15 protein-coding genes and 2 pseudogenes are annotated in these 14,236 nt (G+C 57.3%); 10 read left to right on the forward strand and 7 right to left on the reverse strand.

All coding sequences use genetic code 11. The features are described 5' to 3' along the window. The first annotated feature begins 172 nt into the window (after positions 1-172). The 3 genes from BSF44_RS11550 (at position 173) to BSF44_RS11560 (ending at position 3,753) form a co-directional block, all read left to right on the forward strand. Positions 173-955, forward strand: a complete 783-nt coding sequence (locus tag BSF44_RS11550; protein ID WP_095943621.1) for a creatininase — start codon at positions 173-175, stop codon at positions 953-955. Between the two features lie 79 nt (positions 956-1,034). Beyond that, on the forward strand, positions 1,035-2,429 hold the full coding sequence (gabP, locus tag BSF44_RS11555) for a GABA permease (protein ID WP_095943622.1): 1,395 nt from the start codon (positions 1,035-1,037) through the stop codon (positions 2,427-2,429). A gap of 307 nt (positions 2,430-2,736) precedes the next feature. Next, positions 2,737-3,753 (forward strand): GlxA family transcriptional regulator, encoded by a 1,017-nt coding sequence (locus BSF44_RS11560; RefSeq protein WP_095943623.1) that lies wholly within the window; start codon positions 2,737-2,739, stop codon positions 3,751-3,753. Positions 3,754-3,915: 162 nt separating this feature from the next. Here the strand turns inward: BSF44_RS11560 and BSF44_RS11565 are convergent, their stop codons facing one another. The 4 genes from BSF44_RS11565 to BSF44_RS11580 form a co-directional block, all read right to left on the reverse strand. After that, positions 3,916-5,256, reverse strand: coding sequence for an MFS transporter (locus BSF44_RS11565; protein ID WP_095943624.1), 1,341 nt, complete (start codon positions 5,254-5,256; stop codon positions 3,916-3,918). A gap of 205 nt (positions 5,257-5,461) precedes the next feature. Then, a complete protein-coding gene (locus tag BSF44_RS11570; RefSeq protein ID WP_095943625.1) occupies positions 5,462-6,673 on the reverse strand; it encodes a M24 family metallopeptidase in 1,212 nt (403 codons plus the stop codon). Between the two features lie 220 nt (positions 6,674-6,893). Beyond that, the gene (locus BSF44_RS11575; protein WP_095943626.1) at positions 6,894-7,919 is read right to left on the reverse strand and encodes a GlxA family transcriptional regulator; all 1,026 of its coding nucleotides are present in this window, start codon (positions 7,917-7,919) and stop codon (positions 6,894-6,896) included. Positions 7,920-7,947: 28 nt separating this feature from the next. Continuing rightward, positions 7,948-9,324 (reverse strand): L-serine ammonia-lyase, encoded by a 1,377-nt coding sequence (locus BSF44_RS11580; RefSeq protein WP_095943627.1) that lies wholly within the window; start codon positions 9,322-9,324, stop codon positions 7,948-7,950. A 211-nt stretch (positions 9,325-9,535) separates the two neighbouring features. Between BSF44_RS11580 and BSF44_RS11585 the strand changes: the two are divergent. The 4 genes and pseudogenes from BSF44_RS11585 to BSF44_RS30660 form a co-directional block, all read left to right on the forward strand. Further along, a pseudogene (locus BSF44_RS11585) lies at positions 9,536-9,835 on the forward strand (recombinase RecT); the annotation flags it as partial. 49 nt (positions 9,836-9,884) lie between these two features. Then, positions 9,885-10,148: pseudogene (locus BSF44_RS30650) on the forward strand (YqaJ viral recombinase family protein); the annotation flags it as partial. Between the two features lie 6 nt (positions 10,149-10,154). Further along, complete coding sequence (locus tag BSF44_RS30655; RefSeq protein WP_256589061.1) at positions 10,155-10,403, forward strand: hypothetical protein; 249 nt, start codon at positions 10,155-10,157, stop codon at positions 10,401-10,403. Between the two features lie 2 nt (positions 10,404-10,405). Further along, positions 10,406-10,627, forward strand: coding sequence for a hypothetical protein (locus BSF44_RS30660; RefSeq protein ID WP_095943628.1), 222 nt, complete (start codon positions 10,406-10,408; stop codon positions 10,625-10,627). On the opposite strand, the gene BSF44_RS30665 is transcribed toward BSF44_RS30660, so the two are convergent. Beyond that, positions 10,624-10,974 carry a hypothetical protein gene (locus BSF44_RS30665; RefSeq protein ID WP_172435338.1) on the reverse strand — a complete coding sequence of 117 codons (351 nt, stop codon included), beginning with the start codon at positions 10,972-10,974 and terminating at the stop codon, positions 10,624-10,626. The two genes, BSF44_RS30660 and BSF44_RS30665, sit on opposite strands and share 4 nt — an antisense overlap. Positions 10,975-11,067: 93 nt before the next feature. Between BSF44_RS30665 and BSF44_RS11605 the strand changes: the two genes are divergently transcribed. Then, entirely contained in the window at positions 11,068-11,379 is a 312-nt protein-coding gene (locus BSF44_RS11605) for a hypothetical protein (RefSeq protein ID WP_095943630.1), read from the forward strand. A gap of 3 nt (positions 11,380-11,382) precedes the next feature. Here BSF44_RS11605 and BSF44_RS11610 read toward each other — a convergent pair whose 3' ends face one another. Next, the gene (locus BSF44_RS11610; protein WP_256589059.1) at positions 11,383-11,721 is read right to left on the reverse strand and encodes a hypothetical protein; all 339 of its coding nucleotides are present in this window, start codon (positions 11,719-11,721) and stop codon (positions 11,383-11,385) included. A 291-nt stretch (positions 11,722-12,012) separates the two neighbouring features. Here BSF44_RS11610 and BSF44_RS11620 point away from each other — a divergent pair, with 291 nt between their 5' ends. Next, positions 12,013-12,573 (forward strand): hypothetical protein, encoded by a 561-nt coding sequence (locus tag BSF44_RS11620; RefSeq protein ID WP_095943632.1) that lies wholly within the window; start codon positions 12,013-12,015, stop codon positions 12,571-12,573. A 42-nt stretch (positions 12,574-12,615) separates the two neighbouring features. On the opposite strand, the gene BSF44_RS11625 is transcribed toward BSF44_RS11620, so the two are convergent. Further along, positions 12,616-13,269, reverse strand: coding sequence for a hypothetical protein (locus BSF44_RS11625; RefSeq protein WP_095943633.1), 654 nt, complete (start codon positions 13,267-13,269; stop codon positions 12,616-12,618). A 49-nt stretch (positions 13,270-13,318) separates the two neighbouring features. Between BSF44_RS11625 and BSF44_RS11630 the strand changes: the two genes are divergently transcribed. Beyond that, complete coding sequence (locus tag BSF44_RS11630) at positions 13,319-14,224, forward strand: DNA cytosine methyltransferase (protein WP_095943634.1); 906 nt, start codon at positions 13,319-13,321, stop codon at positions 14,222-14,224. Positions 14,225-14,236: the final 12 nt, after the last annotated feature.

Here is a 14,236-nt window from a genome sequence, read left to right on the forward strand (position 1 = left end):
TTGTCATTTACGGGTCGGATTTAGACAATTCTGCACCCTCCCCCTCTGATCGAATTGATTCATGCGCCGCCTTCGATTCCTGCAATCTGGAAGGTCGGCCAGACGATAGGCAAACGCCCCCAACCACCGGTTAAAAATGACCAACGGTCAAACGCTTTCAGAGGCTGTATAGATGAACAACAGTGTCGTTATTGGAGAACTCACCTGGCCTGCGTATGCAGAGAAGGTCGCTGCCGGCAGCCCAATCTTTCTGCCCGTCGGTGCACTGGAACAGCATGGACATCACATGTGCATGGAAGTCGATGTGCTGCTGCCTACCGCGATATGCAAAGCGGTAGCGCAGAATGTCAGCGGCCTGGTCTTGCCTGCCCTCGCCTATGGCTACAAGTCTCAGCAGAAATCAGGCGGCGGCAACCACTTCCCGGGAACAACCAGCCTCGATGGAGCCACGCTGACCCATACCGTGCAGGACATCATCAGAGAACTTGCCCGCCATGGCGCACGCAAACTGGTGATGATGAATGGGCACTTTGAAAACTCGATGTTCATTGTCGAGGGCATAGACCTTGCCCTTCGGGAGCTTCGCTACGGTGGCATCAACGACTTCAAGGTCGTTGTGCTGTCCTATTGGGACTTCGTCAACGATCCTGCCGTCATCGAAAAGTTGTATCCCGAGGGATTCCTGGGCTGGGATATCGAGCATGGCGGTATTTTCGAAACCTCTTTGATGCTGGCCCTGCACCCCGACAAGGTCGATCTGAGTCGTGCTGTCGACCATCCGCCCGCCACCTTCGCGCCTTACGACGTCTTTCCCATCATTCCCGAGCGCACGCCAGCCTGCGGAACATTGTCATCCCCTAAAGGATCCAGTCGCGAGAAAGGCGAGCTGATTCTGGAAGTCTGTGTCTCTGGCATCAGCGCCGCTGTGCGCGAGGCTTTTGATTTGGACACCTGAAGAACACACGGACGTGCCGAAACGAGTACTCACGGTTATTGCTTCACCCTCCCCAAGTAAAATAAAAAGGGTAAGTCTCATGTCCAGCAGCTCAACCTTGGCCCCAGGCCTCAAGCAGCGTCACGTCACCATGCTGTCCATTGCCGGTGCCATTGGCGCCGGCCTGTTCATCGGTTCAGGACACGCCATCGCCTCGGCGGGGCCGGCCGCCATCCTGGCGTACATTTTTTCCGGCACCCTGGTCGTGCTGGTGATGCGCATGCTGGGAGAGATGGCCGTAGCGTCGCCCGATACAGGATCGTTTTCGACCTACGCCGAGCGGGCGATGGGACGCAGCGCCGGCTTCACCATCGGCTGGCTGTACTGGTGGTTCTGGGTACTGGTCATTCCGATTGAAGCCATCGCCGCTGCCGCCATCTTGCACGCCTGGTTTCCCGCCATTCAGACCTGGGAGTTCGCCATAGCGGTCACAGGCCTGCTGACATTGACCAACCTGTTCAGTGTCGCCCGGTACGGGGAGTTCGAGTTCTGGTTCGCCATGCTCAAAGTCATCGCGGTTCTGGGGTTTATCGCGCTTGGCGCACTTGCCCTGGTGGGCGGATTACCGGATACGACGGTGAGTGGGGTCGTTCAACTAAGTCATGAGTTCGGTGGTTTCATGCCCAATGGCATGACCGCCGTCATCGGCGCGATGCTCACCACCGTGTTCAGCTTCATGGGCACGGAAATCGTCACCATTGCCGCTGCCGAATCGCAAAACCCCTCCAAACAGATCACCCGCGCGACCAACTCCGTCGTCTGGCGAATGGGGATTTTCTATATCGTCTCGGTATTCCTCATCATCTCCATCGTCCCCTGGAACGACCCCATGCTCATGGAAGTCGGCTCTTATCAGAGGGCGCTCGAGTTGATGAACATTCCACACGCGAAAATGATCGTCGATATCGTCGTGCTGATTGCTGTAGCCAGCTGCCTCAACTCAGCCATCTATACCGCGTCACGCATGGTCTACTCCCTGAGCAAACGCGGTGATGGTCCTCGAGTACTGCAGAAAACGTCGTCTTCAGGGGTGCCTTATATCGCTGTGCTGGCCAGCACAGCGGTCGGTTTTCTGACCACGGCACTCAATTACTTTGCACCCAACGAAGTCTTCTCCTTCCTCCTGGCCAGCTCCGGTGCCGTTGCGCTGCTGGTCTATCTGGTCATCGCTGTTTCGCAACTGGTACTGCGCAAGAAAATGAATGCTTCGCGGCAACCGATCGCGTTCAAGATGTGGTTTTTCCCCTGGCTCAGCTACCTGGTCATTGCCTGCATCTTGAGCATCCTGGTGGTCATGCTGATCTTGCCGCAGCATCGCATGGAAGTGGTTGCGACGGGTGCGCTGACACTGTCCATCGTCTGTATGGGCGCAATCTTCAACTCCAGGAAGAAGACAGTGCAAGCCGTCGACATCGCACGAACCGAAAACGCTTGAAGCGCTATCCCCGATAGCAACACTCATCCTCGTTCACCTCTTTCCGGCCGCTCTCCACCACGGAGCTGGCCGGTTTTTTTGTTGATCACTCATGCCTTGCTCCCCACGTTTTCTACACCCCTCCAGCCAATCGAGACTCATGACATCTTGCGTGCATAATCCTTTCGTCACGGTCTATTGACCGGACACACCGTGTAAAATCCTGAAGCCTGTAAACAGGGCTTACAATCATAAAAACGAGATGACGTTGCCCGTGTCGGCAGCTTGCCGCGGTGCATGTCACTGATGCAGTTGAGGAGCGTTAATAATGGCGAAACTCCAGGTGGCGAAACCCGCCGCAGGACGTTCGGCGAATGAACAACGACCGGTGAAAACCGTGGGTTTTCTGGTCATCCCCAACTTCACCACCATCGGCTTCGCCTCCGCCGTGGAAACACTGCGCATGGCCAATCTGGCCGCACGCAAACCGATGTTCCGCACGGTCATCATCGCCGCCAGCCTGGAGCCGGTGACGGCCAGCAACGGCATGCGCATCCTGCCTGACCATACCATCACCGATGCACCCAAACTCGACATGCTGTTCGTTGTCGGATCAAACCCGATCGTCTCCAATCACGGCAGCCGACCACTGCTCAATTGGCTACGCAAGCTGGCGCATGATCAGGTACCACTGGGCGGGATCTGCACCGGCAGCCACTTGTTGGCGCGCGCCGATCTGCTCAAGGGCTATCGCTGCACGATTCACTGGGAAGATATTGAAGCACTGAAGGAGCGTTTTCCGGGGATCATCATTTCCAACCAGTTGTTCGAGCTGGACCGTGATCGCTACACCTGCTCCGGTGGCGTGGCCTCCATGGACATGACCCTGCAGCTGATTGCCCGCGAACCTGGTGGTCGCGATATCGCAGCCCATGCGGCCGAGTTGTTGTTGTGTGATCGGGTACGCAATGCACAGGAACAACAGCGAGTGCCATTGCGGCAAAAGCTGGGTACCTCGCAGCCCAAGCTCAGCCAGATGGTGGCGATCATGGAAGCCAATCTCGAGGAGCCGGTGGGCCTTGAGGAACTCGCGCGGTTGAACGAGGTGTCGGTGCGCCAGCTCGAACGCCTGTTTCACAAGCATCTGCAGCGCACGCCGAGTCAGTACTACCTGGAATTGCGCCTCGCACGGGCGCGTCAATTATTGCTGCGCAGCGAATCGCAGGTACGTGATATCGCCCTCGCCTGCGGCTTCGTTTCCCCGGCGCACTTCTCCAAATGCTACAGCCGTTTCTTTGGCGTATCGCCGATGGGTGAGCGCAAGCAAGTAGCGGCGGTGCATTGATTGGCAGGTTGGCATTCAACATTGATGTCAGCTGGAATGGCCTCTTCGCGAGCAGGCTTGCTCCTACATTTATCTTTAGTGAACACAGAATGTGTGTCCGCTAAAGATCCCTTGTGGGAGCAAGCCTGCTCGCGAAGTCATCCTCGAGGACACCTCAGTCTGTCAGTCCTGCAACGCCTTATGCGCCGTTTCCCGGCTCGCCAGCATGGCAATCAATGCCACCGCCGCTGCCGCCAGCAGATACCAGGCCGGGGCCATTTTGTTGCCGGTCAGTTGAATCAGCCAGGTCGCGATAAACGGCGCGGTGCCGCCAAACACCGCGTTGGCGATGTTGAAGCTGAAGGCGAAACCACTGAAGCGGACGCGGGTGGGAAATATCTCGGCGAGGAAACACGGCAAGGTGCCGTCGTTCATCGCCAGGATCGCGCCGAAAGCAATCTGGATCATCAGAATCACCATCAGCGGTTGATTCTCCAACATCCCGAACAGCGGAAATGTCAGCGCCAGGAACAATACTGAAGCGGTCAGCAGCATGGTTTTGCGCCCGAACCGATCCGACAGTTTGCCCATCAGAAAGATCAGCCCGATGTAGGTCGCCAGCGATACCGTGGACGCCAGGAACGAATCACTTTCGCTCATGCCCATTTCGGTGGACAGGTAGGTTGGCATGTAGCTGAGCAACAAGTAGAACGCTACCGCATTCAGGCAGGTCGCGCCGATCCCGATCATCACACTGCGTCGGTGCACGGTCAGCAATTCGCGAACCGGAGCGTGGGTTGCGCATTCCTTTGCTTCAAGGCGTTTTTCCATCTCCAGGAACTTGGGTGTGTCTTGCAGACTCATGCGGATGTAGCGCCCCACCAGCCCAAATGGCGCTGCCAGCAGGAAGGGTAAACGCCAGCCCCAGCTGTGCAGATCCTCGACACTCATCCACGCATGCAGGCCGGCGACAAAGACCGCGCCGAAGAGCAAACCAGCCGCCGTACTCGCCGGGACAATGCTGGTGTACAAACCGCGTTTACCCTCGGGCGCATACTCGGCGAGAAAGGCCGATGCCCCGGCGTATTCACCTGAAGCGGAGAAACCCTGGAACAAGCGAATCAACAACAGCAAGGCCGGTGCCCACAGGCCGATATGGTTGTAGGTCGGCAGGATGCCGATACAGAAGGTCGAGATCGACATGATCAGAATCGACCAGGACAGCGCACTACGCCGCCCGTATTTGTCACCGAAGTGACCCCAGACCAGTCCCCCCAGCGGGCGGACGATAAACGACAGCGCAAACACGGCGAACGTCGCCAGTAGCGCGGTCGTCTTGTCGGTTTGCGGAAAAAACGTGAGCGCGATGACGGTTGCCAGATAGCCGTAGGCCGCATAGTCGAACCACTCGACGAAATTGCCCATGAAGCTGGCACTGGCCGCGCGCCGCAGGGCCTTGCGCTCGGCGGTCTGTTCAAGTTTCTGCGCCAGGGTCGGCGTCAGGCTTGCGCTTTGGGTGCTCATTGGGCACCTCCGGTGTCAGAGGTGTGGTGATCGAAACGAAGAGTCGAGGCGTAGAACATGACAAAACCCTCTATTGTTTTACTTGGCAGGGTTAAGGTTCAGTAGATGCTGCGCGTTTTTTAGCGTGCATACGTTATTTTTTCGCTAGTACACAACCATTCCTCAAAAAGAAACGCCGCACAGGTTCACTGTGCGGCGCGGGGTCTTACTTCTTGATGATGTTGTGTTCCGGGCCATATGGGAATTGGGTGATGTTTTCCCCGCCCTGCTCGTTGACGATCAGGATGTCGTGCTCACGATAACCGCCGGCACCTGGAAGGCCTTCGGGCAGCATGATCATCGGCTCGATGGACACCACCATCCCTGGTTCCAGTACGGTGTCGATGTCTTCGCGCAATTCCAACCCGGCTTCGCGTCCGTAGTAATGGCTCAGCGTACCGAAGGAGTGGCCGTAGCCGAAGGTGCGGTATTGCAGCAGATCGTGCTCCAGGAAAATCTCGTTCAATTGCAGCGCGATATCGCAGCAGCGCATGCCTGGCTTGATCAGCTTCAGACCGGCCTCGTGCACTTTGACGTTAACTTCCCATAAGCGCAGATGCTCATCGGAGCAGTGGTCCAGGAACAAGGTACGTTCCAGTGCGGTGTAGTAACCGGCAATCATCGGGAAGCAGTTAAGGCTGAGGATGTCGCCCTTGTTGACCTTGCGCGACGTGACCGGGTTATGTGCACCATCGGTGTTGATACCGGACTGGAACCAGGTCCAGGTGTCCATCAGTTCGGAATCCGGGAAAGTGCGGGCAATTTCGCGCACCATCGCCTGAGTGGCATGCAGGGCTACTTCGTATTCTGGCACCTGATCACGCAAGGCTTCGACGATGGCCGCACCGCCGATGTCCGCGATGCGTGCGCCATGACGGATGATCGCGTGTTCTTCGGCGGACTTGATCATGCGCATACGCATGCACGGTGCGGCGATATCCACCAGCTCAGCCTGCGGATAGCGGCTGGCGAGTTTGTCGCGATTGAGCAAGTTCAGATGGTCGAATTCGATGCCGATGCGCCCGGCCTTGGGCAAGGCTTGCTGGATCGCGACGAAGTAATTGTCGCGCTGCCAGTCGGTGTAGACGATGTTTTCGGTGCCGACGGTACGGCGCCATGGCTGACCGCCATCAATGTTGGCGCTGATGGTCACGGCGCTGTCCTGGGTCACGACCAGCGCGTACTGACGCCCGAAGGAGCAGTACAGGAAATCGCTGTAGTAGTTGATGTTGTGATAAGACGTGAAGACTGCCGCGTCAATATTGTTCTGCGCCAGATAAGCCCGCAATTTGGCCTGGCGGTTGGCATATTCCTGAACCGAGAACGTCGGGTTCACTTTTTCGCCGTTCTTGATCTGGATGGTTTTCGGCATTTGCATGTCATTTATCCTTGTCAGTGATTGAGCAACAGAAGGCGCCAATCTGGCGGGCCGCTGAAGATCATTCGAACAGATGCAAGGTGAGGTTTTTTGTGCGAATCCGACCTGTAGTTGGTCATACCCGCTGTCTGCGAATCGGGTCCCCGAGTCCCCCGGCAGAAACAAAAATGCCCCCGGCAAGCGCAATAAAAGCCGCTTGGCGGAGGCATTGGCAACGCAGTCAGTGCGCGAGCGTGCTTGCTCGCGATGTGGCCGGTGTGTTCAACATTGCTACCCGCTGATTCTGCGCCTTCGTGAGCAAGCTCGCGCCCATATGATCGCGAGGGTGCGCTCCGAAGTATTGGCGATAGCAGCGCAAGAAATGTTGCAACGAGACGAAACCGCACTCCCCGGCGACATCTGACAAAGCATGTTCACCGGCCCGCAACAACTGGCGCGCCTGTTGCAGCCGCAAGTCCAGGTAGTGTCGGGACGGCGAACAACCCAGGCTGCGCTTGAACAGCCGTTCCAGATGTCGCCGGGAAATGCCCATGGTGTCGGCCAGTTCGTCGATCCCCAGCGTTCGGCGCAAATGCTCGCTCATCAATGCCAGTGTTGCTTGAAGTTTTTCCGGGGCGTCATGCAGGGGAAGTAGCGGCCGGGCCTGGCGTGCTGCATGTTTTTCCATCCGCAGTATCAGACCACGACCGTGGGTCCGGGCGAGAAGCTCGTGCATCAAGCCTTGAACGGCCTGTGGGCCGACGCAGGTCAGACGTTGGCGATCGACACAGAACGGTGCTGCTACCGGCGTCAACCCGCGCAAAGCAGCAAAGGTCGGTGATGGGGTGGGCTCAGGCAAACTGCAGCGGAAACCATCCAGCGCGCCAATCTGCGCCAGCAGCCAACCGGCCTTACCCAACGCCCCCAGGCTGATCGGTTGCCTCGCCCAGTGGTTCAGCTGCTGGAGCAAGTCTGGATTTTCGGTTTGAAGATGCAGGTTATCCCCACCGCAGAGGATCAATATATCGAACATTTGTGCCTGATCCAGTCGTGCAGTGGCGGTTGCGATGCCGTTGCTGGCGTTCAGTTGCTGTCCGTCCAGGCTAAGCATTTGCCATTGGCAAACATTGCACCCCGCCAACTGATTGGCCAGGCGCAATGGCTCCAGCGCATTGGCAAGGGCATACAAATCGAAGGCTTCCATCAACCAGAAACCAATACGCAGCACCGGCGGTTGTGGCCGGCCAGACTCGGTCAGTTGCAGCATGTTCCACTCCCCCGTTGGTCAAGGTAACTCAGCACTCGATGGAGCTGACCGCCAGCCCGCCACGGGAGGTCTCTTTGTATTTGTCATGCATGTCGGCACCGGTATCGCGCATGGTGCGGATGACCCGGTCAAGAGAAATGAAGTGTGTTCCGTCACCGCGCAAAGCCATCTGCGCAGCATTGATCGCTTTCACCGCCGCAATAGCGTTGCGCTCAATGCACGGTACCTGCACCAGGCCCCCGACGGGATCGCAGGTCAGTCCGAGGTTGTGTTCCAGGCCAATTTCCGCAGCGTTTTCCACTTGCTCGGGACTGGCTCCGAGGATTTCCGCCAAGCCCGCAGCAGCCATTGCGCAAGCCGAGCCGACTTCGCCCTGACACCCTACTTCCGCTCCGGAAATCGAAGCGTTGCGTTTGCACAAAATGCCCACCGCGGCAGCAGCGAGGAAATAGTCCACGACGTCGCTGTCCTTGGCTTCGGGGCAGAACTTCATGTAGTACTGCAATACCGCCGGAATAATCCCTGCCGCTCCGTTCGTGGGGGCGGTCACCATACGCCCGCCGGCAGCGTTTTCTTCATTGACTGCCAGGGCAAACAGATTCACCCACTCCATGGCGCTCAAGGTCGATCCGATGACATTGGGTTTGCCGATTTCCAGCAGGCTGCGGTGCAGACGCGCCGCGCGGCGCTGCACATTCAATCCTCCGGGCAAGACACCTTCATGCCGCAGGCCCGCGTCCACGCAATTGCGCATCGCCTGCCAGATCTGCGCCAGCCCGTGGCGGATGTCTTCTTCACTGCGCCATACCCGCTCATTGGCCAGCATCAGCTGGGAAATACGTAGCCCATGAGCCTTGCACTGGCTCAGCATCTGCGCGGCAGTGCCGAAGTCGTAGGGCAGTTCGCTCTGATCCCGATCGAGCCGGCCACTGGCGGCTTGCTGTTGATCTACGACAAAGCCACCGCCGATGGAGTAGTAGGTTTCGCACAACAGCGGTTGATCCTCGGCAAATGCGCTCAAGGTCATGGCGTTGGGATGGTATGACAGGTTTTCATCCAGCAGTCGCATGTCCCGCTGCCAGATAAAAGGCACACGGAACTCGCCGGCCAATAGCAGGCATTGTGTCTCGCGCAGATCCAGCAAGCGTGGCTCGATCAGCAGCGGGTCGACTTTATCCGGCCACTCCCCCATCAACCCCATGATCACCGCTTTATCGGTGCCATGGCCGATACCCGTGGCCGACAGCGAACCATACAACCGCACTTCGATACGCTGCACTTGCGCCAGCATTTCCCGTTCGCGCAAGGCCTCGACAAACAGAGCCCCGGCACGCATCGGGCCGACGGTATGGGAGCTGGAGGGGCCGACTCCAATCTTGAACAAGTCAAAAACACTGATAGCCATCGTCGATCTCCGCGCCGCTTCAAAGGTGACAGGAACTCACCCGATTGTCGGCGTCAGGAATCATCAAGGCGTGTCAGATATCGACCCCTAAGTGCTCGCCACTACCAATGGCGAGCTGGATGTGTTGCTCACACTAGCCTTTGCGGTTGCGCAGAAGACGTTCATCGTCAATGGCGGTGCATTGAGCTATGAGGCGCAACTCGTCAACGCAGTGATCACCGCCAAGGCTCCAGTCAAGGGTCGCTTGAACTTCGAGTGGTTCGGCGCCTGGGAAAACGTCATCGGCAAGATGCGCGAAGTCACCAGCAGGACCAAGAAGGACGAGGACACTGGCGAGTTCAAGAAGTACCGTGTTCCGGGCTGGAGCTTTGACGACGAGAAAGGCCTTGGGATTAAGGTCTGGGCAACCTTCAAGGGTGAAGACGAGCCACACATTCTGGAGCCTCTGCTCACCCGGGTCCGCACGCGGAACTCCACACTTTGGGCGGAAGATCCCAAGCAGCAGATTGCCTACCTGGTGACTAAAAAATGGGCGCGACTCTTCTGCCCTGACGTCATACATGCGCGAACTGTGCTTCGAGCGATTGGCGAAGAAGTCCAAGCACAACGTCAGCAGCGCTTCCATAAAGTGGGGTCACACCGAAGAACAGAAGGCTCAGGACGCCTACGAGATGCTGACCGGCAACATCGTCATACCGTCAGAGTTCGTCGTCCACCCGAAGTACGACTGGCTCGGCTGCTCGCCAGACGGCCTGATCAACGATGACGGGGGCACCGAGTCAAAGTGTCCCTTCAACGAGGCAATACACGTCAGGACCTGGCTCGAAGGCATGCCCGAGGAACACATGCCTCAGGTGCAGGGCTGCATGTTCGTAACTGGGCGGAAATGGTGGGACTTTTTGTCGTTCGATTCTCGTCAAGATGAAGAATGCCAGCTCTACGTCGAGACGATTTACCGCGACGAAGAGTACATCGCCAACCTTCACAAAGAGCTCGTCCAATTCAACCTGGAACTGAATCGCATGGTTGATGAGGTCGCGGACAAAGTGCGGGCACAAGCCCACAGATTAGGAGCTTGAGCATGATCAGCAACCACCTCAATCTGGTCGAGCAGCTTCGACCCAAGTCGAACGAACTGACGGCCCAGGTCGAGCAGTACCTGGCCGCTGGCGGCAAGATCGAAGAAGCCGCCCCCTACAACTACAAACCCAAGCGATCAGCTACAGCAACCAGATGCCGCCAGCACCGAAGCCATTTGTTCGGCGCCGGGTTGAAGCGACTCCCCCGCCAGCAGATGCATTAGATGCCCGCCAGCAGGCGCGCGAAAGGTTGGTCGATCAAGTTCGTGGGTTGAGCAGCACGCATACCCAGATGGAAGTTGCGGCGGCCGTCGGCGTCAGCAGGAAGGCTATCTACAACATCGCCAAAGAGCACGGCATCACATTCCAGCGCCCAACCCGGGGAGGCGCGAATGACGCGCGGCGCAAGGAGCAAGCAGATGCCAGAGAGGCGAAATATGCCGAGCGGATCAGGGCTTTCATGGAGCTGGGCATCACCCGGCGCCAGTGCTGCGGGAAGCTGGCCATCGGCAACAAAGCGTTCGAGCGAATCATTGCCGCCCACGGCATTGACTACCCGAAAGCGCGCCAAGGTAGTAATTCATGCGCCGCATAGCTCGCGTCCAACAACGCAAACGACAAACCTGGTTGGCATTGCCGGCCAGCGGCATAGAAGAGGCATCCCATGGCAGCGGCGCAGAAAGATCGATCGGCAAAGACTGCGACGAAACGAAAGGCTCGCGGCGAGGAAGAGTTGCGAATGCATGCCATGGCCGGCACCCGGCAAGCGCTGGCTGATTTGATGGCCTGGCACGGCATCGAGGAACAGGGCGAGGCAATGACGTTGATGATTCATCGCCTACATGAATTAGGGCCTCAAAAGTCCGCTCCGCTACTTGCCCCGCCGCGACACGTAATCACCATCAGCGAAAACGTGTCGCGCAAACTTGAGCTCGCCTACAACCGCGAAGCGCTTCGCATTTGTCACGACGAGTGAATCTTAAGGGGTGGTCTTGTTCCTCTTGAATAGCTTGCCAAATGCGTAGAAGCCGATGGCGATCTCCGCTATTGCCATCACCCCGTAGATCGCGCCAAACATGAAGGATGCACCTATAAAGCCTGCGCCTACGATGAAGATAAGCGCCTCGGCAATTTGATTTTGCCGCTTCGACAGGGAAAGCGACCCAGCCTCGATTAGGCCGGCCACTAAGCCGATCACGATTCCTACAAAAATTCGCGCAAGCATCACCACTCCTTTGAACCGGCTCCATGCCGGGCCGAACACAAATACCCCAACCCAAACCAAATTGCCACCACCGGTCACGGAGGGCGGTGCCATCCAGTTACTTGCTTGCGAAGCGAAGCATGATACCGCCCACACAAAGACCCGTAATTGCCTTGACGATGGCATACCCAGGCCCACCGCACTCGACGTAGCGGTATATCGAAGTGACCAGGAAAATGGTTGATACCATCAGGATGAAAATCGAGATCCCGCGCTGGACTCGAATTCTCTCTTTATTGCTATAGACGTACATCTAGCCCTCCCAGGGACTTCCGGTTCCAAGCACAACAATACCTTCCGCTGCGCATCCGGTCACGGAGGGCGGCGCCTGCAATGGAGATTGCCATGAGCAGCTACTTCTACAAAACCAACGCCGCGCCGGCGCTGGCCGCCATCGATGCATGGGACGCCAAGCGCGCCGAATTTGACCGCAAGCGCGAGGCGCTCAAGGACGTGTTCGGCGGCCCAGGCTCTCCGATGTATTCGGGCAGTGACAGCTATGTCGGTGGAGTGAAGATCAGCGCCAGTCGGGATTTAGACGTTCATTGGCGACGCCCGGACGAATACGGCTATCGCGCCCTGCGACACGCGGCAAAGCCGGAGAAAGGCGCAACGAAAGAAGCGCGAGCGGCGTACAAGGCTGAACACGATCGCCTGACTGCACTGTGGCAAGAGCACTGCCCTGATCGCATCAGCAAGGATGACGTATGGAAAGCACTCGGTGTGGACTGGGGCAGCGTGTGGTTGAGCGGCGGCGTGTTCTTCAAGCATGACGACGCCATTTATCTCAATCTCGGGTTCCAGCTGAAGGAAGACGGCGAGCACATCCAAGGCGCCACCGAGATTGTGGCAAGCGAGTTTGAGGCTGCGCGCCAGCAGGTACTGAATCAGCGCAAGGCCGCCTGACCAACCCCTGCCTATTACGCAGAAGCGGAAGAGCCATAAAGGTCATGCGAGTTTTGGTTTTAAATACTGCTCAATGACTGCGACACAACGATTGAAGTTTTGTCGAAACTCGTCACCTTCTTCGCTCATATTGTCGTAAATCAGTTTCGGCTTATCTTTAATGGCGTCCCAATTAGCCCTCTTATAATCATCATCTTCGCGCGGATCTGACGCCATAAACCAGAATTCCACATAAACCTTGAAGTCGTGCTGAAGTTTAAATAGTGGCTTGAAAAGCTCATGTAGTTCCTTACCCCACAGAGCTTCGCTTTCAAGCAAAGTTGCTTCGATAGGAGCTCTTGCAGCAAAAATTGCATCGAACCTCTTCTGAAATCCGCCATATTTACGCAAATGGCTTCTTTGAACAAAAGACAAATCGACGGCATTTTCAAGTTCATAATCAAGTTCAGCGCTCAACATCACTGGAGAGCGTGCTCGCTCTACTGACTCGCGAAATCTATACAGTTCGACCAGTGCTTTTCTGGCCAACTCATGATGTGCTGTACCTCTAAGCTGTCTTCGCCAAGTTGCGAGACCTGCGAAACCGAAATAAGAAGCAAGACCAACGCCAATGGCGCTAACTAGCGTCCCAAACACCGTGAATACATCTTTAGTGAGCGACCAGTCCGCATCGGTAATCGCCAAACAAATCGACATCCCTATCTCCCCATAAATTCAAATCGCAATATACCGCCGAGGTATCCCCATGCCCACAGCAATCGATTTGTTCGCCGGTCTTGGCGGGTGGTCAACCGGTGCCCGCAATGCCGGTATCGAAGTTTTATGGGCTGCCAATCACTGGCCTGTCGCGGTTGAGTGGCACAGCGCCAACCACCCGGACGCCATTCACATCTGCCAGGACTTGCACCAAGCGGATTGGTCGAAGGTCCCAGCCCACGACATTATGCTCGCATCGCCATGCTGCCAGGGCCACTCGAAGGCCCGCGGCAAAAAGTCCGGTAATGCCCAGCACGACTCATCCCGCTCGACAGCCTGGGCAGTGGTGTCGGCCGCCGAGTTCCACCGGCCGGAGGTAGTGCTGGTCGAGAATGTCGAAGAGTTCACGGACTGGACTTTGTACCCAGCGTGGTCGCAGGCGATGACTGCGCTGGGCTACATGATCGCACCGCATGTTGTGGATTGCGCCGATCTCGGCGTGCCCCTGTTTCTGGTGTGCACCCGAAGCATGGCGCCGCTGATGCTCCAGCTGCACCGGCGCCAGCATGTGCCTGCCGCCAGTTTCCTAGACTTCAACGGCGGCCGCTGGTCACCCATCGAGAAGCCTGGTCGTGCTCAGGCAACCCTTGATCGAGTGCACAACGGCCGAGAACGATTCGGCGAACACTTCATCATGCCTTACTACGGCAAAGGCTCGGGTCTGACTGGGCGCGACATCAACCGCCCGATCGGAACCATCACCACGCTCGACCGATGGGCTCTGGTCCGCGGCGACGAGATGCGAATGCTCTCAGCAAATGAGGCACTGGCCGCGATGTCGTTCCCGGCTGACATAAAGCGTCCGGACAATCACCGGCTGACGATGCACATGGCCGGCAATGCGGTGCCGCCACTTGCAGGCCAGCGAATCGTCGAGGCACTAATGCTGGCCTAAAATAAAAGTACT

The organism is Pseudomonas sp. ACN8, from assembly GCF_002303925.1.
Taxonomy (GTDB): Bacteria; Pseudomonadota; Gammaproteobacteria; order Pseudomonadales; family Pseudomonadaceae; genus Aquipseudomonas.

What these genes read in the sequence shown, in the direction of transcription:
- BSF44_RS11550 (WP_095943621.1), top strand. Translation starts at nt 173, where the DNA reads ATGAACAACAGTGTCGTTATTGGAGAACTCACCTGGCCTGCGTATGCA.
- gabP (WP_095943622.1), top strand. Translation starts at nt 1,035, where the DNA reads ATGTCCAGCAGCTCAACCTTGGCCCCAGGCCTCAAGCAGCGTCACGTC.
- BSF44_RS11560 (WP_095943623.1), top strand. Translation starts at nt 2,737, where the DNA reads ATGGCGAAACTCCAGGTGGCGAAACCCGCCGCAGGACGTTCGGCGAAT.
- BSF44_RS11565 (WP_095943624.1), bottom strand. Translation starts at nt 5,256, where the DNA reads ATGAGCACCCAAAGCGCAAGCCTGACGCCGACCCTGGCGCAGAAACTT.
- BSF44_RS11570 (WP_095943625.1), bottom strand. Translation starts at nt 6,673, where the DNA reads ATGCAAATGCCGAAAACCATCCAGATCAAGAACGGCGAAAAAGTGAAC.
- BSF44_RS11575 (WP_095943626.1), bottom strand. Translation starts at nt 7,919, where the DNA reads ATGCTGCAACTGACCGAGTCTGGCCGGCCACAACCGCCGGTGCTGCGT.
- BSF44_RS11580 (WP_095943627.1), bottom strand. Translation starts at nt 9,324, where the DNA reads ATGGCTATCAGTGTTTTTGACTTGTTCAAGATTGGAGTCGGCCCCTCC.
- BSF44_RS30655 (WP_256589061.1), top strand. Translation starts at nt 10,155, where the DNA reads ATGCCCGAGGAACACATGCCTCAGGTGCAGGGCTGCATGTTCGTAACT.
- BSF44_RS30660 (WP_095943628.1), top strand. Translation starts at nt 10,406, where the DNA reads ATGATCAGCAACCACCTCAATCTGGTCGAGCAGCTTCGACCCAAGTCG.
- BSF44_RS11605 (WP_095943630.1), top strand. Translation starts at nt 11,068, where the DNA reads ATGGCAGCGGCGCAGAAAGATCGATCGGCAAAGACTGCGACGAAACGA.
- BSF44_RS11610 (WP_256589059.1), bottom strand. Translation starts at nt 11,721, where the DNA reads ATGGCACCGCCCTCCGTGACCGGTGGTGGCAATTTGGTTTGGGTTGGG.
- BSF44_RS11620 (WP_095943632.1), top strand. Translation starts at nt 12,013, where the DNA reads ATGAGCAGCTACTTCTACAAAACCAACGCCGCGCCGGCGCTGGCCGCC.
- BSF44_RS11625 (WP_095943633.1), bottom strand. Translation starts at nt 13,269, where the DNA reads ATGTCGATTTGTTTGGCGATTACCGATGCGGACTGGTCGCTCACTAAA.
- BSF44_RS11630 (WP_095943634.1), top strand. Translation starts at nt 13,319, where the DNA reads ATGCCCACAGCAATCGATTTGTTCGCCGGTCTTGGCGGGTGGTCAACC.